This is a genomic window from Fibrella rubiginis (genome assembly GCF_017353185.1).
Taxonomy (GTDB): Bacteria; Bacteroidota; Bacteroidia; order Cytophagales; family Spirosomataceae; genus Fibrella; species Fibrella rubiginis.
This window is the reverse complement of the sequence record NZ_JAFMYV010000012.1, coordinates 72,750-98,132: the sequence shown is the minus strand read 5'-3', so window position 1 is coordinate 98,132 and position 25,383 is coordinate 72,750. Positions and strand designations below refer to the sequence as shown.

Genomic DNA, 25,383 nt, shown 5'->3' with positions numbered 1-25,383 from the left:
GGCCCTGTTTACCACATCTTGCGAATGCCCAGATACCCACCCACGGCGTTGGTGAGCAGGTTGCCCTGGTCAAGCGCGACGCTGGCCGACAGGCTGGTGTTACCAAGCCGGGGCAGGGGGACCCTGGCCTGAAGCATGGCCGAAAACTGACCAACCGGGCTGCTGTATGGGTAGGTAAACAGGCCGTAGTTCCGGCTGTATGAAAACCGCCCCTGCACCGTGGCCCGCCCACCTGCCAGGGCCTCGAAAGCACCGTAGAAAGCTGTAACCCGGTTATTTGGGTAAAAGAGCGGGGCATTGGGCAGGGCTATGTCACGGGCGGGCATAATAAAGGGGGTGCCAATAGTGCGCCGGAAGTACGAATACCCCTCAATGTACTGGCCGTGGTTGTAGTAATTGTCGTCGCCCTTATAGTACTGCCCCGGCACGTTGAATTCGCTGCCCGACTGGTTCATTGTCGACAGAAACTCGCCCAGTACGCGCTGCCATATCCAGAACCGACCGGCCGTGGCGACTGGCTTTGCCCGTTGCCAGCGCAACCCGTACAAGCCATCCGGGGCATTCTGAAAAATCAGGCCGCTGGCATCGTCGTAGGGATGTTGCAGGTACAGCAGCCAGTTGGCCCTGGGCCGTTTCAGCGTAAAACCCAGGTCGATACTGCCCACGTGGTTCCCCACGCGGTTGGCCCCGTCGAAACTGGTGAACCGGCTGTTGTCCCAGTCATTGGGAATGAAGCCGAGAAACACGCTTCTGAAGAAGTCGCCGAAATCGCTGGTCAGGTAACCATTGATGGCATAGGGTGTGCCCACCAGATACGGCGCGTAGCCGCCCCACTGCACCATGTGGTTGATGCCCAGCACCCCGTGCAGCGGTGATTGTGGCCTGCCAAAACGCAGGAACAGGGTTTTCTGATGCACATACGCGTTTTGCACGTAGGGCACGTTAAACCAGATATGCGCCAGCTGGCCTTTGAACGCGACGGCTTTCCCCAAAAAACCAATGGGCACGTAGTTGGGAATGGCAAGCTGCACCTGCGGCATGGGGAGCGCATTGTCAGACACCGAGTAGGACCCCGACGATAGCAGTGTATCGACCAGGCCCAGGATCTGCCGCCGTCGGCCAGCCCAAAGCTCCAGCTGACCAAACCGGACCTTGGCGTAGGCTTCGGGCAGGAGCACCTGTTGCTGGCCAAACCGGGCCTGATCCTGGTTCAGGTTGCCCACCGCCTCCAGCCCAAACCCCCAGCCAAACCGGCGGCGCGGATGGAGGGTATCGGTGGGTGTGTAGTCCCGAAAAATGCCCGCCCTGAGGGTGGCTGCCGGCGTCGACAGCGGGGCCGTACCCCAGGAATTGGTGCGTTGCCAGAACGGCGTACGGTCGGAGGTGGAGCCATAAGCACCCACTTCGGCAGTAGCATGTAGCTGACCGTCAGAAGATTGAGAAAACGCCGATGGTGCGATCAGGGAACAGACCAGCAGGCTGGCGTAGCGTAGTTGTTTTGGCATATGGGGCATTGCGATACCCTACTTACGCAAAAGGAAAGACAAAAGGATGCGTAAGGCCCAAAATTGACAATACGGCCCATAAATCAGCCATGATCTGAAAAGTGGGTAAGGCATACTTTATAGATTAAGATAAGAACAGGTGTAATTAATTCTAGATAAACAGAGAGTCTGTTAATTGAGTATTAATTTTAACCCCCGTAGTTAACCTAATCAACACAACTATGCTACGGGTATTTTTATTAAGTATAGCGGCACTCTTTTTGTGCCTGACCGCTGCCATCGGGCAGGTCACTACGGCCTCTATTGCAGGCCAGATCATAGACGCTGAAACTAATCAGCCGTTGTTGGGAGCCACTGTTCAGGCTACGCATCAACCTACGGGTACACAGTATGGCGGTGTCACCCGCGAAGAGGGACGGTTCACCATTCCAAACATGCGCGTGGGCGGACCTTATCTGGTCACTATTACTTACGTAGGTTACAAGACCGAGACCATCGACAATGTGTCGCTAGTGTTGGGGCAGCGGTTGCCGCTCAACGTCTCGCTGCGTAGTGAATCATCGACCCTGCAAACGGTGACCGTTCGGGCTGCCTCTGGTGACGTGATGAGCAGCAACCGTACCGGGGCCAGCACCAACATTGGCTCAGAACAGTTGCGTACACTGCCTACCATCAAGCGGTCGGTGTTCGACTACACCCGCCTGACGCCCATGTCGGGTGGCGACGGGTCGTTTGGGGGGCGCAACAGCCGGTTTAACAACTTTGCGCTGAACGGGGCCATTTTCGTCAACCCCTTTGGCCTCGACGCTGCCACGCCGGGTGGGCAGGCTGATGCGCAACCCGTTTCGCTCGACGCCATTGAGCAGGTGCAGGTGGCCCTCTCGCCCTACGACGTGACGCAGGCGGGCTTCACCGGTGCGGGTATCAACGCCGTGACAAAATCGGGCACCAACCAACTGCACGGTACGGCCTTTGTCTTCTCCCGAAATCAGGACCTGACGGGCAAACGTATAAAGGGTACCGACATCACCGTGCCCAGTTCCAGCCAGGACCAGTTTGGCTTTAGTGTGGGCGGGCCGATCATCAAAAACAAACTGTTTTTCTTTGTCAACGCCGAGTTCGACCGGCGGTCTGACCTGGGTACGGCGGGTTGGGTGGCTAGTCGCCCTGGCCTGACGGGCGCCAACGTGTCGCGGGTAGCGGCGGCTGATCTCGATCTGGTGGCCAATACGCTGAAAACACTCTATGGCTACGATCCGGGTGCCTACGAAAACTTTACTCACAAGACGCAGAACAGCAAGGGCATTCTGAAACTGGACTGGAACATCAACCGGGTGCACAAGCTGTCGTTCATGTACAACTTCCTCGACGCCAGCCGCGATCTGCCCGCCAACCCCTCGGCCATTGGTCGGCGCGGGCCGGACTTCCTGACGCTGCAATATTACACGTCGGGCTACCGGATCAACAACAAGCTGAACGGCGGCATTCTGGAACTGAACTCGAACTTCAACGGGCGCTACGCCAACAAGTTGCAGGTGGGCTATACGGCCTTCCGCGACACCCGCGACCCGTTTTCGTCGCCGTTTCCGACCATCAACATTGGTAAAGACGGCGTGCGGTACATCGTGGCCGGGCACGAGCCGTTTTCGATCAACAACCGCCTTACGCAGGATGTAACGCAGATTACCGACAACTTTAACATCTACGCGGGCAAGCACACGCTGACGCTGGGCGGCAGCTTCGAGAAATTCAGCTTCGGCAACTCGTTTAACCTAGGGGCCTATGCGGGCGTGTTTGGGCCTGAGTTTGCTTCCGTTGCCGATTTTATTAAAACGGCCAACAACACGGTTCCTTACGGCCAGGATTTCAATGGCAAAGACACTTACTTCAAAGACGCGGTGGCCGGGGCCCAAGCCACCTTCGCGGCGGGCAAGTGGGCACTGGCCGAAACAAACGTGGGTCAGCTGGGCCTGTATGCGCAGGACGAATGGCAGGCCACGCAGAAACTGGTTTTGACCTACGGCCTAAAAGTAGACCTGCCGATGTATTTCAACACCCAGGACAAGATTCGGGAAAATATTAGCCCAGACCGTAACTGTTGCTACTTCCCCGACCGGACGTACTTCAACGAAAACGGTCAGACTGTCAAGCTTAACTCGCTCGAATTACCCACCACGGCACCGTTGTTCTCGCCTCGTGTGGGCTTCAACTATGACCTGAAAGGCGACGGCAAACAAAAACTGCGCGGTGGCACGGGCGTGTTTACGGGCCGCTTCCCATTTGTGTGGATCGGCAACCAGGTAGCCAACCCCAACTTCTTCTTCTACTGCACCACCTCGCCCGATTTCCGGTTCCCGCAGGTGTGGAAAAGCAGCCTGGGCTACGACCACAAGTTCGCCAACGGCTGGACTACCTCTGTCGATGTGCTGTATAACAAGGACATAAACGCCATGATTGTGCGCAACTACGGTCTGAACAAACCCACCGGCAAACTGAACACGCCCGACAGTCGTCCGTACTATCAGGCTAGCGACAAAGCGCAGAATGATGCCTACGTGTTCACCAATACCAGCCTGGGCTACACCTTCAACGCCAGTATTCAGGTGCAGCGGTCGTTTCAGAACGGCTTCTTTTTCAGCGGGGCCTACAACTACCTGAACGCGCAGGATGCCTCGTCGCTGAGCGCCGAAATCTCATCGGATGCCTACGCCCGCAACCCCGCCTACGGCAACGTGAATCAGGCTGTGGCCGGGCCGTCGTACTACGGCAACCGCCACCGGTTTGTGGGGTCGCTCTCGAAGCGGTTTGTCTATGGCAACGGCGGCCGTTGGGCCACCACGGTGTCGGGCGTGGCCGAATACGCCGAAGGGAGCCGGTTTAGCTTCACCTACGGTGGCGACATCAACAACGACGGAGCCTTCGACAATGACCTGATGTACATACCAACCGCCGCGCAGGTAGGGCAGATGAAGTTTTCGGGCGATGATGCCGCGCAGGCTGCCCAGCGGGCCGGCCTGGAACAATACATTCAGCAAGACGATTACCTCAGTAGCCACCGCGGCGAAGTGGCGGGCAAATTTGCCTCAACGACCCCCTGGTTCTCAACCCTCGACCTGCGCCTGATGCAGGACCTACGCCTGAAAAATGCCCACGCCATCCAGTTCAGCCTCGACGTACTCAACTTCGGCAACCTGCTCAACAGCAACTGGGGTGTGCGGCAGATTGCCTCCTACACCGGCCTGGCCCAGCCGCTGGGTGCGGCCACCGATGTCAAGACGGGTGCCGTGGTCTACAGCTTCGATGCTAACCAGAAAAGCACGTTCTTCAACGACACCCAACTCATCTCGCGCTGGCGGATGCAGTTTGGCATGCGCTATTCATTCTGAGTCGAACACCTTTTCTTCACACAAAAGGGGCCGCTGCATCGTGTAGCGGCCCCTTTTGTGTGAAGAAGGCGCCGGTGGAGTGAAAACGTTGCTTCGGAAACGCGCTTCTTGTTGCCCGGCAGCCTTACTCAATACGTGTAAATGTCTGATTCAAATCGCTTTTCCATGTTGTGCCATCGTCACACAGTTCACCTTTGCTGATTATGGTTTTACCATTGTCTGTAATGGTCAAGGAGTAGCGTTGCGAAAAATCGGGTGTATTTCGCCACCACCTCACAACGTTATTATCAATGGCAACCTCGTACTTTCTTGAAATTTTCCGCTCGTCAAAGTAGAGCATGAACTGTGCTCCGGTGGCATCGTCACTGCCGAAGATGGCAATACCAGCCGGAAAACCATCCTCATCCATTTCTGAGTACCAGCGCAGGAAAGCACCACCCTCGATCCAACTGAATGATGATTTTCCGGTTAACGTTTTGTTCGGAAGTGAGGGATGGGTACCAACGGTTTTCCACTCGCCAACAAGTTGGCTAAGCTCACGTAGCGCAGGATTCGGAATTTGTGCCTTGTGCATAGCTTGACCCTGTTTTCTATTTCTTGTCAAATAACATTTCTCTCGAACCTGCCCAACTTGGGGGTTTAACCAATTGCCCACTTATGAGCGAAATACGGAAGTCCTGGCAGTTCCGCCCTCAGCTTTGACAGGCAACATAACTAATTGACCAGCAACAAATTAAGGCTAACAGTGATCGTGAGAAAACGGAGCTACAGCTCATCGTTCTCTTTACGGTAGCCCTCAAAATAATAGGACTGTTCAATGCCTTTGAAACTAATCTCGCGATTGTTGATCTCATCGGTTAAATGCGCGGCTGGTAGCGTTCTCAACTCCAGATAGATGGTAGCGCGGAGCGACTTCTACTTTATCTCTGACCTAACTTTAATCACATCTGTAAAATTAGTGGCCTTTTCCTCATTTAGGGAAGGTGTGAAACATATAATTGGCCTCAGAGTAGATCAGATTCACTTGAACTAACTCCTTTGTACAGAAATTTACCGTCATTTTTTACATCCTTGGTCAAATAATTTAGCTGAAATGAAATATTTGGTTCAATAATGCCAAACTGAATCACGTTATCCAACTGCTCAATAAAATGGGTTTTGTCATGTTTAAGCAAGTAGTAATTTAGATTGTGAAGCAGTAATTCGTTACTTGCTATGTCGGCCCTGTATCGATTGGGCTTGTCTGTATCGCCTACTCTAAAACTCTCCTCAATACTGCAAATTGTAAAATCCAACTCCGCTAAAGTTTTCAATCGTACGATTGCAATGGAATATCCCGCTTTCAGGTCATCTAAATACCTTGTCCTATAAGCTTCTGAAGTGAATTTTATAAACTCCCAGTTGATAAGACTGTACAATCTTCTATAGTGGCTTTTTATCGTGTTACCGTACTTTTTTGTTGAAATATCGTGTCTACGGGGTACAGGAACGTTAACTGCGGTTAACATGCCTTTGAAATATTTTTCTATTGAGGTATTTGCTAATACAGCTCCTTGTAAGAGCAATCCATTTACTAAAAGGGTTCTTGCCCCCAAATAATCCGCGTATCCGTTGATAAAGTAGGAGATTACCAGTTGACCTTGTCTTGCTGACAAACTCAACGTTTTCAGCTTACGATTTTCCATTGTTAAACTTTGTCATTTATCAAATTAACAGCCTTTTTCCTCATCTCGGCGTGCGTACTGTCAACGAAGTGATGGACTTTGAAGCCCTCAATTTGACCCACTCAGGCGTGCGAACCGTCAGCCGGAACTGCACTAACGGACCACCCAACGGCTCCACAGGCGTGCAACCTGTCGCGCGAAAGCTAGAACACACTCAAGCCCTTTTGATTGCTAGCTCCGCCCAACACCCACAGGGGTTGATGGATGATGACGCAAACTCACTGAACGCGAGAGGCTTGCAACCTTTACACCCCTGTTTTCGTTGGGTTGAAACTCAACTTCGGGACGTGCGGCCTGTCGCCGGAAGCCCGCCCACGCGGAGCGGACAATAACGCAGTGCCAAACTTTTTTACCGATTGGCGAAGCTCAATAACGCAAGGTCAATCTTTTGTACCGAGCCTTGTCAAACCTCGGCTGTCGAGACGTGCACCCTGTCGCTGGGACGCTGGCCCATAAACCTAAACTTGGCCTGTCCGGGCGTTCAAACTGTCACATGGAATCCGGAAATGGAAGCCTAAAACCTAATCTTCGAGAAGTCTAACCTGCCGACCCCAACGATTTGCACATAAGTGCTTCCCGTCCAACCATGCTATTGCAAATGACTTGTTGTGCGTCCATATTTCTCAATGTCAATGTTTATCCGATGAATTATGAGGTGAAACGATTTGGTTAATAAGCGTAAGCTGTGCGGCAGTGACTCTCCATTCATTGTTTGTCTTAACAAAAACATCTGTCACCATCTTGTAATCTGTTTCTCCTTTTTTATAATGGCGGAATGGCACATCATAGTCTCTATCAGCTATAAGTGTTTCTTCAATATAAACCACGGCAATGTTTGGTGTAAGAAACTTGGCACTCTTAAATTCAAACTTTAAGGAAGTAGGGGACAGGCAACAATCACCCAGAAGCTTGAAATGTTCAACGATGTCATTCCTGCCTTTCCAAAATTGCCCCACAAAATTTATCAACGTCCCATCATCCGTAAAATAACCGCTGAACGCTTCCCAATCATGCCTGTTCCAGGCGGCTTCTTGTTGCTTGATGACCTGTTTAATGGCCGCTTCATCGGTTCTGTTGTTTTGGGCAAACAGCTTGGTTGCCAAAAGAACATACATACAAACTATTAGCAGATGTTTCATACTTGATCGAGGTTTGATTAGCACAAACATACCCGGTTCCGGTAGCTAATAGGGGTACAAAAACGACATGTTTATCGCTAAAAATTGTGGGACGTGTAAGGCCGAACGATCGTATGGGTTTCTTGCTGCAAGAGAAGGGTTGGGGTAGCACCCGCAAACTTGGTAAAGTCCCGACGCATATGGGACAGATCATAGTAACCACAGCACAGAGCCACCTCCAACCAGTCCATGTCTGGATGCTGTTCTTTTAAGCGAACGGCTTTGCTAAAGCGCACCTGTCGCGTGAAGGTTTTGAGACCCAGCCCCAAGCGCTCATAGAATTTTCGCTCAAACTGTCGAGGGCTTAGACAGGCTTGACTTGCCAAATAATCCAGGGATGCGGGACGAGTTGGATCTTCCAACATCCGGAATGCCGCATCAATAGGGTGCTTCTCGACCTGTTTTTGCTGTAGTCGACGGACTAAAAAAGCTTCGACAATCTGCTGCATCTGATTGTAGTCGGTCGTTTCTCGCAGTTGTTGATCGACTTGGCGAATCTGGGCGTTCCAAAGCAGAGAGGCATCTAAGGCTTGATCCAGGAGTTCATACATGGGAATACCGAGCAGTCGGTGTAAGCCACCGGGTTCAAAAAAGGTAGCTATGATTAACAAGTCTGGTCCCATCGTCAGGTCAACTCGCGAAATCTGTGGACCAACAATGACGCAACTGGGCGCGGTGGCTGTCTGACGGGTGCCGTAATGAAAGACTTCGATTGGATTGCGTGGATAGAACGATAGGTTCTGTACCGCATGAGGAGGAAATGGATGCGTTGGCAAAGACAAGCCAGCGGGAGACTGGACATGCACAATTTGATAGCCTTTTATAAAGCTGGCGAGAAAGGGTTTAGGTGGATAGAACCGAATGAACATCGTCCTCAAGTTAGATGAAAAGCTGTACTTTATCGAAGATACTTTATATCCGTTTATGCAACCCGTACACGGGCGAAACAGTAAACACCGTAACAAAACCGCTTTGTCTAACCTGCCTAACCGGGGCGTTCGGCTTGTCGACCGAAAGTTGGAAATGGAAGCTAAACCCCGACCTCTGTGGGACGTACGGCCTGTCGCACAGACCCACCCCGAAAGCACTTATTGAATTTCCGCCCAACGACCCGGGGGGCTGATGGCGACGAAGGAGCCTTTACACCCCCCGACGGTTGGGAGCCAAGTCTTCGCTTCGCAGGCGAGCAACCTGTCAACGGAACGATGGCAGCGCGGAGCGAAAAACGGCTCTACCAAGCTACATCTTTATTGTGAACCAAAACACAATCTAAAGCCACATGCCTCGATTTCAAATAAGGTTCATTTATTTCTTCAAAGCATAGGTTGGCAGCGTTTTCCAACCCTCTTTAGGTATGAAACTCACACTATCGGGTACTCGATAATCCCATAGGAGCTTATGCGTCTTGGGATCACCACAATCCAACTGTACCCAAAAACGACGATGTCGCAGACTGTCAGGTTTTTGACTTAACCAATCACCTGTATCGTTAGGACCGGTACGGTCGTCATATTCAATTTGCTTCTCATTAATGGAAAACGAATAAATAATTTCATAACGGAGTTTACGGTACTTCAAACGATCCACTTTGGCAATCGTAAAGCGACTACACTGTGCAAATTCCTTTTCCCTGCTTTGCTTTTTAACGTATTCAAAAGTTAAGAAAAATGCGATCACACAAAGCAGAAAAAATGCGACTTGTGATTTAGTAGCAAGCTCTTTTTCCCACCATTTAGTCTTCATGTAAGTTTTGATTTATTGAGGGCTTTCTGAGCTATTAGAAAGCACAGCGTCAATCCCTAGTTCAATACTTTCAACCCTCTATTTAAGGCTGTACCCTTTGTCACGCGAAACCCGGTTTTTAAGCCCAACTTGCCCAAATCAGGCCTACCCTCTGTCAACGGAGCGATGGACCTGGAAGCCCTCCACTTGCCTTACTCAGGCGTGCGCTTTGTCACACGGAAGCGGGCAACGGACCAACCCGACGTCTCCACAGGCGTACGGCCAGTCACACGCCTGAGGCCCACGCCCAAGCCCTTTTCTGGCTGGCCCCGCCCAACACCCACAGGGGTTGATGGATGAGGAAGCTACTCGACTGAAAAACAGCAACTTGAAACCTTTACACCCCTGTTTGAGTTGGGCTGAAACTCGACTTCGGGACGTGCGGCCTGTCGCCCGAACGACGGCAGCGCGGAGCGGGCAACAACGCACTTTCCGCTTTGTGAGCAGCACCTAATTATCGCTTTCCTAACTGAGCTTTGAGGCCATCCACGTCAACGACCTCCCATTCTTCAGTTATCTTGTCGTTGGCAAACCGAAAGAAGAACATTTGTTTGAAGCGAACTTTCTTTTCAGCGGCTGGAAACCCAAACATTTCACTCTTGGCAGTACCTGTAACACTTGAATTAACGGCAACCATATCGCCTTCGGCTACTACATTATCAATTGTGTAATGAATGTCAGGGATGGCTTTGTACAGGAATCTTAACATAGAAATATGCGAACTATCCTGGCTGCTACGAACGTCGGTTCCGTTCATGCGATGCCAAATGTAGTCTGATGCAAAGAACTCCCTGATGCGGTTCATCTTTTGGGGATTGATACCCTCGTCAAAATACGTGGCAATTGTTTTCTTATTGGCATTTGGCAATGTGGCATCTTGTCCAAAAGTAGGTAAATACAAAAAGTAACCTAATACGACAGCGATAAGTCTGAAAGTCAGAACCTGAAAGATAGTTGCCATAGAAAGTGTTTTTGTTAGTTATTGTTGTATGCTTCTTTTACCGAGTCTTGTCCCAACCTACCTAACGGGGGCGTTCGCCTTGTCGCCAGAGCCGCCGAAATGGAAGCCCAAACTTGCCTAATCCGGCGTTTGGCTTGTCGAACGCGACTGCCCTGACGGACCACCGGACGGCTGCGGGACGTGCAACCTGTCACACACGCGACGGAACACGCACAAGCCAAACGGCATTGACAGCACCCAACATATTATTGTACGTCAACTCAATTAATGACACTGTGTTGATAATGAGCTTGTTATCATTAATTGAGCGTAGCTTTGTCGGGACAAACGCTCCACAAGCGGTTAGCTGCCGAGCCAGTCTGCAAGCATACTCATACCACCGAACTTTTGCAACTACTATGAGTCAACATATCAGCCTACACAATCAGCTACTGCGTGTGTGGGACATTGAGGGGTACCCAGACTATTTTTTTGCCAATGACAGTAACCTGTATCGCTATGACTCAAGGGGAACAGTTCGGCACAACAAGCTTACCGTGATTGGCTATACGAAAGGCTACGTATTGAAAAGCAAGTTTTTTAGCCAAACGAAACTGCGGACTATGCTACGGAGGCATGTGCCGACTACAGATCGTCTAATGGACTCTTGAGGGTACTAATCTTATGAGCCGTCACATGGGTGTAGCGCATCGTGGTCAGGATACTGCTATGGCCGAGCAACTGCTGAATGTAGCGAATGTCGTAGCCTGCCTCCAGCATGTGCGTGGCAAAACTGTGGCGTAAGGCATGAATACCACCTCGTTTCTGAATCCCCGCCGTGTGTGTGGCAAGACTGTAGGCCCGTTGAATTGTTCGTTCCCAAAGTGGCTCTGCCACGTTACCGTGGCGGGGTTCATTGTTTTCAAACAAATACACCTGCGGGTCATAAATAATCAGATACACATTAATCGTGGCCTCCAATTTTTCCGTAAGCATGACTACGCGGTCTTTTTTGCCTTTACCGCTGCGTACCATAATGAGCCGCCGGACGCGGTCGATGTCAACAAGGCGCAGGTGGGCTACTTCGCTCAGGCGCAGGCCGGTGGCGTAGACGAGCTTGAACAATGTCCGGTATTTCAAGCTGGTGGTGGCGGCGAAAATGGCCTTTACTTCGCCCACGCTGTAGACCGTGGGGAGCTTAGTGGGGAGGCGTGGGTACTGCACATCGTAATAGGTCTTATCGCGGCCAAGCACTTTCTCTTGATAGAATTTCCACGCATTGATATGCACGTTGATAGTGGATGGGCTGAAGCGTTTTTTCTGGATCAGGAAGAGCAGGTACGTCTGAAAAGCAGCTTTATCGAGCGTATCGACGGGTTTCGAGTCGGTATACCGGATCAGCGCGATCAGGGCCTGCCGGTAGTTTTTGATCGTTTTATAGCTGTAGGTCAGCCGTACCAGCGTCTCGCAAAGGGCTACGATGACCGGGTGCTGATTGAACGCGCTGTCGGGCGGAACGTGGCGAAAGGGTTTCGGTTTGGTCGGTGGAACGTGGGCAGGGGGCCATGTGGGGTTGGTGGCCTGTTCCAGTTCGGTGGGGGTGGCATCGGGTTTGTAGAGCCGCACCACGGCTTCGTCGAATCGGCAGTAGTATCTGCCAAACAGTTGGCCGATCTTCACGATGCTCTCGCGGGTGTTGGGTACGGTCCAGCAACGGCGGCTGTAACTCCATTGGCGACCCGGTACCTGCCCAATGAGGTCGTTGCCAACGGGGTCGGTCGGGAAAGTAACAGTGAGCAGGGCGGGGTCGCGGTGGTCCAGAGAAATGGTGAGCATGTACTATAGAAGCAAGAAATAAGAGGCAAGAAACAAGAAAATGGTATAGCTCACCTCATCTTGGTTCTTGCCTATTACTTCTCACTCACCTACAACTCAAACGTGATGCCCTGCGCCAGCGGCATGGTGGTGCCGTAATTGATGGTGTTGGTTTGGCGGCGCATGTAGGCTTTCCAGGCGTCGGAGCCCGATTCGCGGCCACCGCCGGTTTCTTTTTCGCCGCCAAACGCGCCGCCAATTTCGGCCCCCGACGTGCCGATGTTCACGTTGGCAATGCCACAGTCGGACCCGGCCACGCACAAAAACTGCTCGGCTTCGCGGAGGTTCAGCGTGAAGATCGCCGACGACAGGCCCTGAGGTACGCCGTTTTGCAGAGCAATGGCCTCGTCGATGGTGGTGTATGGCATGACGTAGAGGATGGGGGCGAAGGTTTCGCGCTGCACCACCGGCCACTGATTTTGTGCCTCAGCCACGCAGGGCTTCACATAACAGCCTGACTCATAGCCAACTCCTTCCAGTACGCCCGGCTCGACAATGAATTTGCCGCCCGCCGCTTTGATCTCCGTCACCGCTTTCTGGTAACTCGACACCGCGTCTTTGTCGATCAGCGGACCCACGTGGATACCCATTTCCAGCGGGTCACCGATGTGGAGTTGGGCGTAGGCGCGGGCCAGTCGGGTGCGCAGTTCGGGCAGGATGCTTTCGTGCACGATCAGGCGGCGGGTGGTGGTGCAGCGTTGCCCGGCGGTGCCTACCGCGCCGAAGACAATGGCCGGAATGGCAATGTCGAGGTCGGCATGGGGCGACACGATAATGGCGTTGTTGCCACCCAGTTCAAGCAAGCTCCGGCCCATGCGTTCGGCCACCGCCACGCCCACCGCCTTGCCCATGCGGGTGCTGCCCGTAGCCGACACCAGTGCCACGCGCGGGTCGCGGGCCAGCCACTCGCCTGCGTCACGCCCCCCCGAAACGAGGCACGAGACGCCTTCGGGCACGTCGTTGTTGCGCAGCACATCCTGGATAATCTGCTGACAGGCGAGGGCCGTCAGCGGTGTTTTCTCCGACGGTTTCCAGATACACACGTCGCCGCACACGAAGGCCAGCATGGCGTTCCACGACCAGACCGCGACGGGAAAGTTGAACGCCGAAATGATGCCGACAATGCCCAGCGGGTGGTACTGTTCATACATCCGGTGGGCGGGCCGCTCGGAGTGCATGGTGAGGCCATATAACTGCCGCGACTGCCCCACGGCGAAATCGCAGATATCGATGATCTCCTGCACTTCGCCCAGACCCTCTTGTAAGGATTTACCCATTTCGTAGCTCACCAGGCGACCCAGGTCGTTTTTGTACTGCCGAAACTGGTCGCCCATCTGCCGCACAATGTCGCCGCGTTTGGGGGCGGGCACCAGTCGCCATTGCCTGAACGCCGCCTGTGCCGTTTCCACCACGCGGTCATAATCGGCGCGGGTAGTGGCATAGACACGGGCAATAAACTTGCCATCGACGGGCGAATACGAGTCGATGGTTTTGTCAGATGAATGCCAGAACTGCTGACCGGTGCTGGTGCCGGGCTTGGAGCTTTGCTGAGGTACGGGGAGGATGTTGTTCATAAAAGGGCGGAGGAATGGAGGAAGGAGGAAAGGAGGAACGGTTGCTGACGCGAAAGCAATACTGACTCGTCAGCAACCGTTCCTCCTTTCCTCCTTCCTCCATTCCTCCTTTTAACTTAATCGATCTTTAAAACTGTCGTAGCCATATTCCCTAACCAGGTTAAACGACCCGTCTTCTTTGTGGATACCAATGGCGGGGAGGCCCACGCCGTTGAAGGTGGTTGTTTTCACCATCGTGTAGTGAATCATATCCTCAAACACAATGCGGTCGCCCACCTTCAGGGGTTCGTCGAAGGAGTAGTCGCCCATGAAATCGCCGGCGAGGCAGGTCATGCCGCCGAGACGGTAGGTGGGTTTGCCCGCTACAGGTTCCTGGTAGGCGTCGCGGATGATGGGTTTGTAGGGCATCTCCAGCGTATCGGGCATGTGGGCGGCAAACGAGGTATCCAGAATAGCCACGTCAATGCCCTGACTGTCGAACACATCGAGCACGGTGCTGACCAGCACACCCGTCTGCCACGCAATAGCCGAACCGGGCTCCATGATGATGTCGACGTTGTATTTTTCGCGGAATGCTTTCAGCAAGCCAATCAGGTGTTGCGTATCGTAGCCTTCGCGGGTCATGAGGTGTCCGCCGCCCATATTCACCCATTTGGCCTGGTGCAGTAGGTCGCCGAAACGTTCTTCCAGCGCCGTGAGGGTGCGCTCCAGCGTGTACGAATCGTTTTCGCAGAGGGTATGAAAATGCAATCCTTCCAACCCCTCCGGCAACTGATCGGGCAGTTTATCGCGCGTAACACCCAACCGCGACCCCGGCACGCAGGGGTTATACATATCCGTAGCCACCTCCGAATACTGCGGATTCACGCGGATACCGAAAGAGGGGGAGGAGAGGTTTAATGGAGGAAAGGAGGAAGGGGAGAGAGATTCACGCGAAGCCCCCTTTCCTCCTTTCCGCATCGGCGGACCGCTCCTCTCCTCATTTCCTCCATTAAACCGTTCCCATTGACTCCACGAGTTGAAGGTGACGTGGCTGCTGCGGGCCAGGATCTCGTCGAACTCATCGTCGCGGTAGGCGGGTACGTAGGCGTGGGCGGGTACGTGCATGTACTCGTTCACCAGCTTGATCTCGTTGAGGCTGCTGGCCGTGGCCCCGCTTAGGTATTCGCGCACAAGGGGAAAGGCGCTGAACATGGAAAAGCCTTTCAGGGCCAGAATAATGGTAACCCCGGCTTCGCGCTGAACGGCGTCAATCAACGCTAAATTCTTCCGGAGTTTGGCCTCGTCGAGCACAAAACAGGGCGAGGGCACGGCATGTATATCAAAAGGCCGCGTCTGTGGGGCGGCATGCGTCGTTGTCATGGAGCAAAGTTAATGAGTGAATGAGCGATTGAGTGAATGAGTGAATAGTCTGGACTGCTGCGCGAGCGTTTCTTTAATTTATTCTGACGTAACGACAATAGAAAGAAACGCTCGCGCAGCAGTCCAGACTATTCACTCAATCGCTCATTCACTCATTAAAAGTATTTCACCAGCCAGCCCATGATCGTCTTTACCCGGTTGGTGTATGGGGGGAAGAGGAATTTCATCGTGCCGAAGTCGCGGCGGAGGACGCCCCGGCGGTGCGAGAGTTCCTGGAAACCGAAGTAGCCGTGGTAGCTGCCAATACCGCTGTTGTTAACCCCGCCAAAGGGCAGCTCGGCGTGAGTGAAGTGGATCAGCGCATCGTTAATGACTGTGTCGCCCGCCGAGGTGCGGTCCATGACGTAGTCGATGTTTTTTTGTTTGCGGCTGTGCAGGTAAAGCGCCAGTGGTTTCTCGCGGCTGTTGATGTGGCGCAGGGCTTCGTCCAGGTTTTTCACGCTCACCACGGGCAGGAGAGGACCAAAGATCTCGTCCTGCATAATCGTCATCTCGTCGGTTACGCCGTCGATCATGGTGGGTTCAATGTAATTGTCGTCGGCGTTGGTGCGTCCGCCCATGCGCACGGTGGCACCCTTGGCTACGGCGTTTTCAATCAGGCCTTTCACCCGTTGAAAATGCCGTGGGTTCACAATCCGGGCGTAGCTCTCTGAAGCAGCGCGGGTGGCCGCATCGGGTCCATACATGCGGTCAACGGCGTTTTTGACTTCGTTAATCAGCGGAATCTTCACCGACTCATGCACCAGCAGGTAGTCAGGCGCAATGCAGGTCTGGCCGTTGTTGAAGAACTTGGCCCACGCCAGGATCTCGGCGGCCTTCACGATGTTGGCTGTCTCGTCGACCACAAACGGTGATTTGCCGCCCAATTCCAGCGTCACCGAAGCGAGGTGTTTAGCCGCGGCGGTCATCACGATCTTGCCCAGGGCGGGACTGCCCGTAAAGAAAATGTGGTTAAACGGCAGTTCCAGCATGGCCTGCGCCGTGTCGGCATCGCCTTCAAACAGCACCACTTCGTCGGGCGAAAATAGGTCGGCAATCATCTGTTTCATCACAGCCGATGTGTGGGGCGTTAGCTCGGAAGGTTTTAGCATGCAGACGTTTCCCGCCGCAATGGCCGTGGCCAGAGGGCCAATCAGCAGATCAAACGGGTAGTTCCAGGGGGCAATGATGAGGACCACGCCTTTGGGTTCGTATTTCAAATAGCCGCTTGTGCCCACCATCGATAGGGGCGTGGGTACGCGTTGGGGCCGCATCCACTGTTTCAGGTGCTTGATCATGTAGCGCAGTTCGCTCATCAGGCCCACCATTTCACCCAGATCCACTTCGGCCGACGGCTTCCGAAAATCGGCATACATGGCTTTGTAAAGCGTGATTTTGTTTGCCTCAATCCAGGTTTGGAGACGTTTCAGGCGCTCGATGCGTTCGGCGGCGGTGGTAAGTGCCATTGCCTGCGCACCTTGCCGGAGGCGGTCAAAGGCCGCTCGTATGGTTGCTTTCTGGTCGGTTTGAGGATCCTGCGCGATCATATATGTTAGCTATTTTTTAGGAAAAATACGAAAAAAGAAAGAGAAAGGGGGCCGCGGATTTTTATGATTGATACGGACTATTTTGGACAGGATTTGCAGGATTTCAGGATGGACAGGATTTCTTTTAATCCAACCATTTACTGTAGAGTGAAAGGAAAATCCTGTCCATCCTGAAATCCTGCAAATCCTGTCCAAAATAGTCCGTATCAATCCCGCACCGGCGGACCGGCCCAATCATAAAAATCCGCGTTCTATTGCTCTTGTTTGAAACGAAAAAATCAGTTGTTTTACTAAAAATTTTGTCAGAACCTACTCCCAACCATGACGCTCGTCAGCACCAACATCAAATACCTCCGAAAGCTCAATGGCTTAACGCAGGAGCAGTTTTCGCAGCGCATTGGCATTAAACGGTCATTGTTGGGGGCGTATGAAGAGGCCCGCGCCAACCCCAACTGGAACACGCTGATCACGATTGCTAAACTGTTCAACACCTCCGTCGACCAACTGCTGAAACAGGATCTGCGCAAAATTCGCGAAACGCCCGACCTCAGCCTGCCGATGGGCAAGAATGGTCCCGCCCCCCGAGCGGCCAATACACCCGCGCCCATTTTCAGCGATGATGCCGAGGATGAAGAAGCCGACTTCACCACGGCCCCGCTCATCAGCGACCCCGTACTGCCTGGCGCTGTTCCCGAACCGCAACCACTCTCGAACGTGCTGGAAAAATATTACCGCCCCCCCGGCGAACAGCGCCCCACTGAGCGTACTGAAATACGTGAGTCGCGCCCGGTACAGGCGGGGCCAACGCCTGTAGAGCGCAGCCCAACCATGACGGGTGCCAGCACCGTGGTAGACCGGGGCGTGCCCATCCAGCGCAACCCGCCACTAGCCGACGAACCCTTGCCCACGAATCGGGGTACTATGCCGCCGCAACAACCCGCCTTCACGGCCAGTTATGGCAACGAACCCGTCCCCGCCTTCAATAATCACTATTCAAACCCGCCTCAGGCGGGAGCTGCTGCCCCCATTGCCATGACCAATGACCAGTCGGCGCAGACGATTCATTATGTACAGCGGGGGCAGTATGACGAGTACCAGCAGCGGTTTCAGCAGCCGGATTACCTTACGCGCCTGCCTACCATGCGCCTGCCCATGCTGCCCGTGGGCCAGTACCGCGCCTTTGAGGCCGACGGCGATTTTCTGTTTCCCGGCGCGTGGCTCATCGGACAGTTTGTGCGCAATTGGTTCGACATCACCGACGGACAGTTTTACGTGCTCCTGATTCAGCATCAGGGTATTCTGGCGCGGCGGGTGGTGAACCAGGTGAAAAACAAAGGCACACTGCTCCTCACCGCCGACCGCCCCAACGTGCCCAGCCGCGAGGTGGCCCTGAAAGACGTGCTGGAAGTCTGGGATGTGAAAGCTTTCGTGAGCCAGCAACTTCCCCCGCCCGCTCCCAGCTACGACCGTATCCGCCAGCTCGCCGACGAATTACGCTTTGAGGTAGACAGACTGAAATGATTTGGGATTTTGGATTGGGGATACATGATTTCGGATTGGGGATTGCGGATTGCGGATTATTGCTGACGCCAGCGCAGGCTTACTCGGGAACAAACCCATGCGTCAGCAATAATCCGCAATCCGCAATCCCCAATCCGAAATCATGTATCCCCAATCCAAAATCCCAAATCATTTCCTTACCTTTGCGGCTCTTTAAACAAATGTTGTAAACAAAAAGCTGTCTGACGATGTATTTACCATCTGAAAAAAAACAGGAAATTTTCGCCACGCAGGGTGCCCAGAAGACTCCGGGGGACACTGGTTCGGCAGAATCTCAGATCGCGTTGTTTACGTACCGGATCAATCATTTGACTGAGCACCTCAAAGCGCACAAGCATGATTACAGCACCCGTCAGGGATTGCTGAAACTGGTAGGTAAGCGGCGTCGCATGTTGGATTACCTCCAGCAAAAAGATATTACCCGCTACCGGGCCATTCTAGCAGCACTAAACATTCGTAAGTAAGCGGATGCAGCTGCACCAAACAGGGAACTCATTACCGGGTTCCCTGTTTTCTTATAGACCCCTTTAGGTGGTTCGAAGGCCAATCTACGTAACGACGAATAGGGTGACTTTTGCCCCTGTTCAAACTCTTAACTTTAAATCGAAGACCTTGTGGGTGTACCCCCAGCCATCGTTAGTTGTATGCGTTGGGTTGAAAATCATTAACGGTGCTTCTTTTTGTGGTGAAAGCGGTAGGAGTAGGATAAACCGATGTTTTTAAAGCTGTTGTAGCGAGAATCAAAACCTGTAGTATGTTTCAAATCACCACGCAAACTGTTGCGCTGCCCGATGGTCGGGAGATCACCATCGAAACCGGAAAATTGGCCCGCCAGGCTGATGGAGCCGTTGTTGTTCGCCTCGGCGACACCATGCTGCTAGCCACCGTAGTGGCCAGCAAAGATGCCCGCGAAGGCATTGATTTTTTGCCCCTTTCGGTCGATTATCAGGAAAAATTTGCTTCTGCCGGTAAAATCCCCGGTAGCTTCCAGCGCCGCGAAGGTCGGCTGTCAGATTATGAGATCCTGATCTCCCGTCTGGTAGACCGTGCGCTGCGCCCCACCTTCCCCGAAGATTTTCACGGCGATACCCAGGTCATGATCACCATGATCTCAGCTGACCCCGAAGTACAGCCCGATCAACTTGCCGCCCTGGCCGCCTCGGCTGCCCTTGCCGTTTCTGACATTCCCTTCAACGGGCCGATTTCGGAGGTGCGCGTGGCCAAGATTGATGGTCAGTACAAAATCAACCCGCTTACTTCTGAACTGGAACGCGCTACACTCGACCTGATCGTAGCCGCCAACGCCAATGACATCAACATGGTGGAAGGCGAAATGAAAGAATGTTCGGAAGAAGAAGTAGTTGAGGCCCTGAAAATAGCCCATGACGCTATTAAGGTGCAGGTAGCTGCGCAGAAAGAACTGGAAGCCAAAGTAGGCAAGACCGAAAAGCGGACGTACAACCACGAAACGCACGACGAAGACCTGCGCAAAGCCGTTCACGCCGCTACGTATGATAAGGTATATGAGGTAGCGCTGAAAGGCCAGGCAAGCAAAAAAGCGCGTTCGGAAGGCTTCAAGGCCGTTCGTGAAGAATACATTGCTTCATTGCCCGAAGGCACGGAAGTAAATACTGGTCTGATCAAAACATATTTCAGCGACGTGGTGTGGGAAGCCTCACGGAACCTGGTACTCAACGAACGTTACCGCCTTGATAGCCGCAAGCTCGACGAGATCCGGCCTATTCAGTGCGAAGTCGATTACCTGCCCCGTGCTCACGGTTCGGCGGTGTTTACCCGCGGCGAAACGCAGTCGATGACGACCGTAACGCTGGGAACCAAGCTCGATGAGCAGATTGTGGATCAGGCCTTGCAGCAGGGTTACAACAAATTCCTGTTGCACTATAACTTCCCCGGCTTCTCAACGGGTGAGGTGAAACCTAACCGGGGGGCATCCCGCCGCGAAATTGGTCACGGTAATCTGGCCCACCGCGCCCTGAAAGGCATGTTGCCCGAAGGTCAGGATAACCCGTATACCATCCGTATCGTATCCGACATTCTGGAGTCGAACGGGTCGTCGTCAATGGCAACGGTATGCGCTGGTACGCTGGCCCTGATGGACGCCGGTATCAAAATCAAAGCACCCGTAGCCGGTATTGCCATGGGCCTGATTACCGACGAAGCCACCGGCAAGTACGCTGTGCTGTCGGACATCCTGGGTGATGAAGATCACCTCGGCGACATGGACTTCAAGGTAACGGGTAGTGAAAAAGGAATCACCGCCGTGCAGATGGACATGAAAGTGAATGGGCTTTCGTACGAAATCCTGACCGAAGCCCTGCATCAGGCGAAGGCTGGCCGGCTGCACATCCTGGGCGAAATGATGAAGGGTCTGTCTGCGGTGAAGCCCGACCTGAAACCGTTTGCTCCCCGTGCCTACGTGATCAAGATTGCGCAGGACCAGATCGGCTCGGTTATCGGACCCGGCGGCAAGGTGGTACAGGAAATTCAGCGCGAATCGGGGGCTACGGTCAACATTGAAGAGCGCGATGGTGCTGGCTTTGTGAGCATTTATGCTACCAACAAAGAAAGCATGGATAAGGCCGTTAGCCGCGTAAAAGGCATCACGGCCACTGCCGAAGTAGGCGAAATCTACGACGGCAAAGTGAAAACGATTCAGCCATTTGGTGCCTTTGTGGAGTTCCTACCGGGAAAAGACGGACTATTACACATTTCTGAAGTGAAATGGGAACGTCTCGAAACGATGGATGGTGTTTTCCAGGTGGGTGAAACCGTGCGGGTTAAATTAGTTGAAATCGACAAAAAGACGGGCAAATATCGTTTATCTCGTAAGGCATTGCTGCCCCGCCCGGAGAACAATACCAAGGCGTAACTTGTTGAAAATATAGGTAGTAGGTAGGCAACGCGCCTATTTACTACCTGTGCATACCATCCTCAGCACATCATGAGACAGCTAAAGATTTCAAAACAGATTACCAACCGCGAAAGCCAGTCGCTGGATAAGTACCTCCAGGAGATTGGTAAGGTTGACCTGCTGACGCCCGACGAGGAGGTTACGCTGGCCCAGAAGATCCGGGAAGGCGACCAACTGTCGCTGGAGCGACTCACCAAGGCCAACTTGCGTTTCGTAGTATCTGTTGCCAAGCAATACCAGAACCAGGGTTTGTCACTGGGCGATTTGATCAACGAGGGCAACCTCGGCCTGATCAAAGCCGCGCAGCGTTTCGACGAAACCCGCGGTTTTAAATTCATTTCGTACGCCGTTTGGTGGATCCGTCAGTCTATTTTGCAAGCCCTTGCTGAACAGTCACGTATTGTGCGGCTGCCCCTGAACCGGGTAGGTTCGCTGAACAAAATATCGAAGACGTTCTCTGACCTGGAGCAGAAATTCGAGCGGGAGCCGTCGCCGGAAGAACTGGCTGCAGTGCTTGATATTTCGCCTGCTGAAGTAGTCGATACGCTGAAAATTTCGGGTCGCCACGTGTCGATGGATGCGCCGTTTGTGCAGGGTGAAGAAAACAGCCTGCTCGACGTGCTCGAAAACGATGGCGAAGACAAGCCTGATTCGGGCCTTATCAACGACTCGCTGCGCAAGGAAGTACAACGTGCCCTCTCGACGCTCACCCAGCGCGAAGCCGACGTGATCACGCTCTACTTCGGCCTCAACGGCGAACACGCTATGACGCTGGAAGAGATCGGGGAGAAGTTTAACCTCACCCGCGAGCGCGTTCGGCAGATCAAGGAGAAAGCCATCCGCCGCCTGCGCCATACGTCAAGGTCAAAAGCCTTGAAGACGTATTTGGGATAAGGTATTCAAGTTGAACCTTACAAAAAAAGCCCGCTAGAGCGGGCTTTTTTTGTAAGGTAGTGAATTCTGTAGTCAACTTACCTCACCAGCACGGCACTGTTGGCCATGCGTTGGCCGTTGCTGGCATAAGAGGTGTTCGGCATTTGTTTCAGGTTACGACCCGTGGTTTTTTGCCAGAGTGTAATGATGAGCGAGATTTCTTTGGCGAAGGTATTGGGCACGCTGGGGTCGAAAAGGGCGTTAATATTCGCTGGATCATCGTAATAACCTTCTTCCATGAGTCGCAGGAAAATGGCCAGCAGTGGAGCCAATTCAAATAGATCGCGTGATTTAGAATGGGGCGTAATACCAACTAATTTACCGAGAATAGCCAACCGTTCGTGCGGCATGACGGCTTCTGCGTTCAACTCCCTCACCAGATCGGTGTTGGAGGCAATAACCTGGTAAAACCACTCGAGCATGATGACCGAGAAAAACTCCTCTTTCGAGAGGCTGCTGGTTTCGTAAAGCGAGAGGTCTAAGCTGGCGTTACGGCGAGACAGGAGCAGGTCTTTGAGCAACCGGGCCGAATCAGCCAGTGCAACCACGTCTGTGGTGTTAGCACCGCTGGTGTTGCGATGGTTGATAATACCCTGCCAGATCTCGCGTAATAAGTTTTCCAGCAGTGGTACAAAGCTCTGGTTGAAGCTGGATGGTTTCACAAACGGTACCGGCGAGTTATCCTGGTTACCGTGGCTCAGCTCTAGGCCAAACAAACGGTAATACGCGTTACGTCGGCTGGCGTCGAAACTGGGTAAAAGGGATGAAATCAACGGCCGGAAATTCGGAATATGCATGTCTTTGTAGAACAGACTCTGCGTATTGCGAATCCAGTGAGCGGTAAACTCGCTGGCATGCCCAAAATCTTCGCTCGTCATGAATTTTTGAATGAGCCGCTCGAATATGGGAATGATGCGGGTGTTTTCGATCAGATAAGCGAAGATCAGGTGATAAGGTGGAAATTGTTTTTCAGGTTGCGCTCCAAGGGCAAGTCCATTAACGCGTCTGGGATCGTTGAAACTGATGTTAAACATTAAATCATACCAATGGAAGCCAATGCAGTTTTCGATAACACCGGCGTCAGGCATTGAGATGAACTGGTTGATGCTCGCTTCGCTTTCCACCTCATCAATTTTCCCCGGACCTAAGGCTGGTGGCCCAGGGAAAGTCCATCGGGAAATGATTGGCCCCATCGTGTTTCTGTAGTTAGGCAGCGAGGCTGGAGGGGGATTGGCCGGCGAAATTTCGTTGACATACAACGCATTATAGGCTTTGATGAGGTTCAGGGTAGCTGACATGACGAGGAGATGATTAAGAGGGAAGGGGTATGTGAGGGGCTAAATCAGGGTGTTAGGGTAATTGGTGCGCAGCACCTCCAGCCGTTTTTTGAGGTTGTCGGTTGGCTGGTTGTTTTGTCTGCCAGGTAAGTCATCCGTTAGTTTGTGTATTGCCTGGACAAGCGCCTGCGTTAAACTCTCCGATGTCTGCTTGGTTAATGCATCTACCTTTTTGCTCAGGTCGTTATAGTTCTGCGTTAACCAGGCATTTCGTTTTATAACCTCTTCAATGTCAGCCTCATTATGCACCTGTGGGTACAACGAAGACGTATTGCCGGTTTTCGTTGCGGTAGCTTCCGGCGTGTCTGTGGCTGGCTGGTCTTCAGCGTTTTTCGTTTGCTCCTGTGTCGTTTCCATGTTTGTATTGGTTGATTGGGTTGGACCACTTTTTTTAGATGAGGTTGCCATGATCGGAACTTGGTTAGGGGGTTAGTTAAGATTCACAGACCAGCCGAGTTTCTGCATCCAGTCTTCCTGTTGCTTATATTCCTCGGCAGGATTATCGCTGATGGCAATTTTATAGCCGCTAAGTGCCAATAGGCGAAGGGCCTCTTTCCAAATCCAGCCGTGGTTGGTAAACAGCCCCGGTCCGGCAATACGCTCCAGCTTTAACAACTCCTCAGGCTTGACCCTCAATGGGTTAATGATATCTGACAACGCTCGCTGACCAAACGCTTTATACCGTTGTTTAAGAATGATACCAACGGCCTGGGGTAGTAGCGGCACACAGCTGTCAATGACCTGCGCCCCGTGGCCTGCCCGGTTGCGGGGTTGATAAAAACCCGTCCACGACGTTTCCAGATCATCCCACGGGCCAAGTCCAAACCATTGTCGACACATTTCGAGGCCAAGCAGCACCCGCAGGTAGGAGATGGGGTGCGGATCGCCGATGTTGTATTGCGTTACGGCACCCGCCGAACCCGCTACTACGTCGTGCAGGGCAGCCACGGCGGCATAGCCCGTGTGTACAAAGGCAAACGCATCGGCGGCAATCTCCGACGCCCAGCCCGCAAACTCGTCGGCCGCCAACGCTGACCGTTCACGTAAGCCTGCCCGCAGGGCGTGTGACAGTTCACGGTTCCAGTCGAGTATGTGCGCCACCTGGTGACCCGTTTCGTGGATGGCCGCCGTGGGTCGGAACAGGTTATGCTGCGTTATCTTGACTACCGCCACAGGACTGGTAGACTGGTCCCAGAGCCGGAGCCCCGCTTTCAGAATAGACGCGCCGAGACCTTTATCGATGTAGGTCATCACGGGTGGCGGCGGTGTGTTGTTTATTCGCGACAGTAATTCCTGCATGCTTTGCATACAGAGTACGTCGCAGGCTCGCATCAGCGCCGCGATGTAGGCTGTGGTGCGCGAATTGATCGCATCAGTGTAGAGATGAACCGTTGTTTCGCACTGCACATAGTGCTGACGAAACTGAATCAGATCGCTTCGGATAGCAGTTAGGTCGGCTTCAGATTTAGCGTTGCCCAGCCGGGTCTCCAACTGCTGTCCATTTAGTTTCAGATTGGTAATAGCCTGAGTCAGGAACTGCCGGATATTAACACTCAGCGTATGGTCAATTCCCTGCCAGGCACCCGGCGAGGCCAGTTGCTCGAACGCCGCCAGCCGGCGGGTGGCCTGTAGCCAGTGTTCCAGTTGGCGCCGCACCAGTTGCCGTGACCGGGCCAACGTGAGCGGAGCGAGGGTTGCTGTGGTCATAG

Annotated in this window: 19 protein-coding genes; 5 read left to right on the top strand and 14 right to left on the bottom strand. The window is 53.1% G+C overall.

Features of this window, described 5'->3' with window-relative positions; genetic code table 11:
• Positions 1-8: 8 nt before the first annotated feature.
• Positions 9-1,505, bottom strand: a complete 1,497-nt coding sequence (locus J2I47_RS21225; protein WP_207366624.1) for a capsule assembly Wzi family protein — start codon at positions 1,503-1,505, stop codon at positions 9-11.
• 221 nt (positions 1,506-1,726) lie between these two features.
• On the opposite strand from J2I47_RS21225, the gene J2I47_RS21220 reads away from it, so the two are divergent.
• On the top strand, positions 1,727-4,891 hold the full coding sequence (locus tag J2I47_RS21220; RefSeq protein ID WP_207366623.1) for a TonB-dependent receptor: 3,165 nt from the start codon (positions 1,727-1,729) through the stop codon (positions 4,889-4,891).
• 124 nt (positions 4,892-5,015) lie between these two features.
• Here J2I47_RS21220 and J2I47_RS21215 read toward each other — a convergent pair whose 3' ends face one another.
• From J2I47_RS21215 to J2I47_RS21170, 10 genes are all read right to left on the bottom strand, one after another.
• A complete protein-coding gene (locus J2I47_RS21215) occupies positions 5,016-5,465 on the bottom strand; it encodes a hypothetical protein (RefSeq protein WP_207366622.1) in 450 nt (149 codons plus the stop codon).
• A gap of 430 nt (positions 5,466-5,895) precedes the next feature.
• Positions 5,896-6,576 carry a HEPN domain-containing protein gene (locus J2I47_RS21210; RefSeq protein ID WP_207366621.1) on the bottom strand — a complete coding sequence of 227 codons (681 nt, stop codon included), beginning with the start codon at positions 6,574-6,576 and terminating at the stop codon, positions 5,896-5,898.
• A gap of 668 nt (positions 6,577-7,244) precedes the next feature.
• Entirely contained in the window at positions 7,245-7,754 is a 510-nt protein-coding gene (locus tag J2I47_RS21205; RefSeq protein ID WP_207366620.1) for an SgcJ/EcaC family oxidoreductase, read from the bottom strand.
• A 77-nt stretch (positions 7,755-7,831) separates the two neighbouring features.
• The gene (locus tag J2I47_RS21200) at positions 7,832-8,662 is read right to left on the bottom strand and encodes a helix-turn-helix domain-containing protein (protein WP_207366619.1); all 831 of its coding nucleotides are present in this window, start codon (positions 8,660-8,662) and stop codon (positions 7,832-7,834) included.
• Positions 8,663-9,098: 436 nt separating this feature from the next.
• Entirely contained in the window at positions 9,099-9,536 is a 438-nt protein-coding gene (locus tag J2I47_RS21195) for a hypothetical protein (protein WP_207366618.1), read from the bottom strand.
• 493 nt (positions 9,537-10,029) lie between these two features.
• A complete protein-coding gene (locus J2I47_RS21190) occupies positions 10,030-10,536 on the bottom strand; it encodes an ester cyclase (RefSeq protein WP_207366617.1) in 507 nt (168 codons plus the stop codon).
• A 624-nt stretch (positions 10,537-11,160) separates the two neighbouring features.
• Complete coding sequence (locus J2I47_RS21185) at positions 11,161-12,351, bottom strand: tyrosine-type recombinase/integrase (RefSeq protein ID WP_207366616.1); 1,191 nt, start codon at positions 12,349-12,351, stop codon at positions 11,161-11,163.
• 89 nt (positions 12,352-12,440) lie between these two features.
• Entirely contained in the window at positions 12,441-13,964 is a 1,524-nt protein-coding gene (gene amaB, locus J2I47_RS21180; protein ID WP_207366615.1) for an L-piperidine-6-carboxylate dehydrogenase, read from the bottom strand.
• Positions 13,965-14,075: 111 nt separating this feature from the next.
• Positions 14,076-15,326 (bottom strand): carboxynorspermidine decarboxylase, encoded by a 1,251-nt coding sequence (gene nspC, locus J2I47_RS21175; RefSeq protein WP_207366614.1) that lies wholly within the window; start codon positions 15,324-15,326, stop codon positions 14,076-14,078.
• A 155-nt stretch (positions 15,327-15,481) separates the two neighbouring features.
• Positions 15,482-16,912, bottom strand: a complete 1,431-nt coding sequence (locus J2I47_RS21170; RefSeq protein ID WP_207366613.1) for an aldehyde dehydrogenase family protein — start codon at positions 16,910-16,912, stop codon at positions 15,482-15,484.
• A gap of 321 nt (positions 16,913-17,233) precedes the next feature.
• On the opposite strand from J2I47_RS21170, the gene J2I47_RS21165 reads away from it, so the two are divergent.
• The 4 genes from J2I47_RS21165 to J2I47_RS21150 all read left to right on the top strand — a co-directional run bounded on the left by J2I47_RS21165 (position 17,234) and on the right by J2I47_RS21150 (position 22,298).
• Positions 17,234-18,433, top strand: coding sequence for a helix-turn-helix transcriptional regulator (locus tag J2I47_RS21165; protein WP_207366612.1), 1,200 nt, complete (start codon positions 17,234-17,236; stop codon positions 18,431-18,433).
• 227 nt (positions 18,434-18,660) lie between these two features.
• A complete protein-coding gene (gene rpsO, locus J2I47_RS21160; RefSeq protein ID WP_207366611.1) occupies positions 18,661-18,936 on the top strand; it encodes a 30S ribosomal protein S15 in 276 nt (91 codons plus the stop codon).
• A gap of 290 nt (positions 18,937-19,226) precedes the next feature.
• Positions 19,227-21,362: a polyribonucleotide nucleotidyltransferase gene (pnp, locus tag J2I47_RS21155; protein WP_207366610.1), complete on the top strand. Its 2,136-nt coding sequence runs from the start codon at positions 19,227-19,229 to the stop codon at positions 21,360-21,362.
• A 72-nt stretch (positions 21,363-21,434) separates the two neighbouring features.
• The gene (locus J2I47_RS21150; RefSeq protein WP_015331426.1) at positions 21,435-22,298 is read left to right on the top strand and encodes a sigma-70 family RNA polymerase sigma factor; all 864 of its coding nucleotides are present in this window, start codon (positions 21,435-21,437) and stop codon (positions 22,296-22,298) included.
• A gap of 77 nt (positions 22,299-22,375) precedes the next feature.
• Here the strand turns inward: J2I47_RS21150 and J2I47_RS21145 are convergent, their stop codons facing one another.
• The 3 genes from J2I47_RS21145 to J2I47_RS21135 all read right to left on the bottom strand — a co-directional run bounded on the left by J2I47_RS21145 (position 22,376) and on the right by J2I47_RS21135 (position 25,381).
• Positions 22,376-23,635, bottom strand: a complete 1,260-nt coding sequence (locus J2I47_RS21145; protein ID WP_207366609.1) for a hypothetical protein — start codon at positions 23,633-23,635, stop codon at positions 22,376-22,378.
• A gap of 39 nt (positions 23,636-23,674) precedes the next feature.
• Positions 23,675-24,031: a hypothetical protein gene (locus tag J2I47_RS21140; protein WP_207366608.1), complete on the bottom strand. Its 357-nt coding sequence runs from the start codon at positions 24,029-24,031 to the stop codon at positions 23,675-23,677.
• A gap of 72 nt (positions 24,032-24,103) precedes the next feature.
• Positions 24,104-25,381, bottom strand: coding sequence for a hypothetical protein (locus J2I47_RS21135; RefSeq protein WP_207366607.1), 1,278 nt, complete (start codon positions 25,379-25,381; stop codon positions 24,104-24,106).
• Positions 25,382-25,383: the final 2 nt, after the last annotated feature.

Coding starts and splice junctions, on each gene's coding strand:
- J2I47_RS21225 (WP_207366624.1), bottom strand. CDS start 1,505: ATGCCAAAACAACTACGCTACGCCAGCCTGCTGGTCTGTTCCCTGATC.
- J2I47_RS21220 (WP_207366623.1), top strand. CDS start 1,727: ATGCTACGGGTATTTTTATTAAGTATAGCGGCACTCTTTTTGTGCCTG.
- J2I47_RS21215 (WP_207366622.1), bottom strand. CDS start 5,465: ATGCACAAGGCACAAATTCCGAATCCTGCGCTACGTGAGCTTAGCCAA.
- J2I47_RS21210 (WP_207366621.1), bottom strand. CDS start 6,576: ATGGAAAATCGTAAGCTGAAAACGTTGAGTTTGTCAGCAAGACAAGGT.
- J2I47_RS21205 (WP_207366620.1), bottom strand. CDS start 7,754: ATGAAACATCTGCTAATAGTTTGTATGTATGTTCTTTTGGCAACCAAG.
- J2I47_RS21200 (WP_207366619.1), bottom strand. CDS start 8,662: ATGTTCATTCGGTTCTATCCACCTAAACCCTTTCTCGCCAGCTTTATA.
- J2I47_RS21195 (WP_207366618.1), bottom strand. CDS start 9,536: ATGAAGACTAAATGGTGGGAAAAAGAGCTTGCTACTAAATCACAAGTC.
- J2I47_RS21190 (WP_207366617.1), bottom strand. CDS start 10,536: ATGGCAACTATCTTTCAGGTTCTGACTTTCAGACTTATCGCTGTCGTA.
- J2I47_RS21185 (WP_207366616.1), bottom strand. CDS start 12,351: ATGCTCACCATTTCTCTGGACCACCGCGACCCCGCCCTGCTCACTGTT.
- amaB (WP_207366615.1), bottom strand. CDS start 13,964: ATGAACAACATCCTCCCCGTACCTCAGCAAAGCTCCAAGCCCGGCACC.
- nspC (WP_207366614.1), bottom strand. CDS start 15,326: ATGACAACGACGCATGCCGCCCCACAGACGCGGCCTTTTGATATACAT.
- J2I47_RS21170 (WP_207366613.1), bottom strand. CDS start 16,912: ATGATCGCGCAGGATCCTCAAACCGACCAGAAAGCAACCATACGAGCG.
- J2I47_RS21165 (WP_207366612.1), top strand. CDS start 17,234: ATGACGCTCGTCAGCACCAACATCAAATACCTCCGAAAGCTCAATGGC.
- rpsO (WP_207366611.1), top strand. CDS start 18,661: ATGTATTTACCATCTGAAAAAAAACAGGAAATTTTCGCCACGCAGGGT.
- pnp (WP_207366610.1), top strand. CDS start 19,227: ATGTTTCAAATCACCACGCAAACTGTTGCGCTGCCCGATGGTCGGGAG.
- J2I47_RS21150 (WP_015331426.1), top strand. CDS start 21,435: ATGAGACAGCTAAAGATTTCAAAACAGATTACCAACCGCGAAAGCCAG.
- J2I47_RS21145 (WP_207366609.1), bottom strand. CDS start 23,635: ATGTCAGCTACCCTGAACCTCATCAAAGCCTATAATGCGTTGTATGTC.
- J2I47_RS21140 (WP_207366608.1), bottom strand. CDS start 24,031: ATGGAAACGACACAGGAGCAAACGAAAAACGCTGAAGACCAGCCAGCC.
- J2I47_RS21135 (WP_207366607.1), bottom strand. CDS start 25,381: ATGACCACAGCAACCCTCGCTCCGCTCACGTTGGCCCGGTCACGGCAA.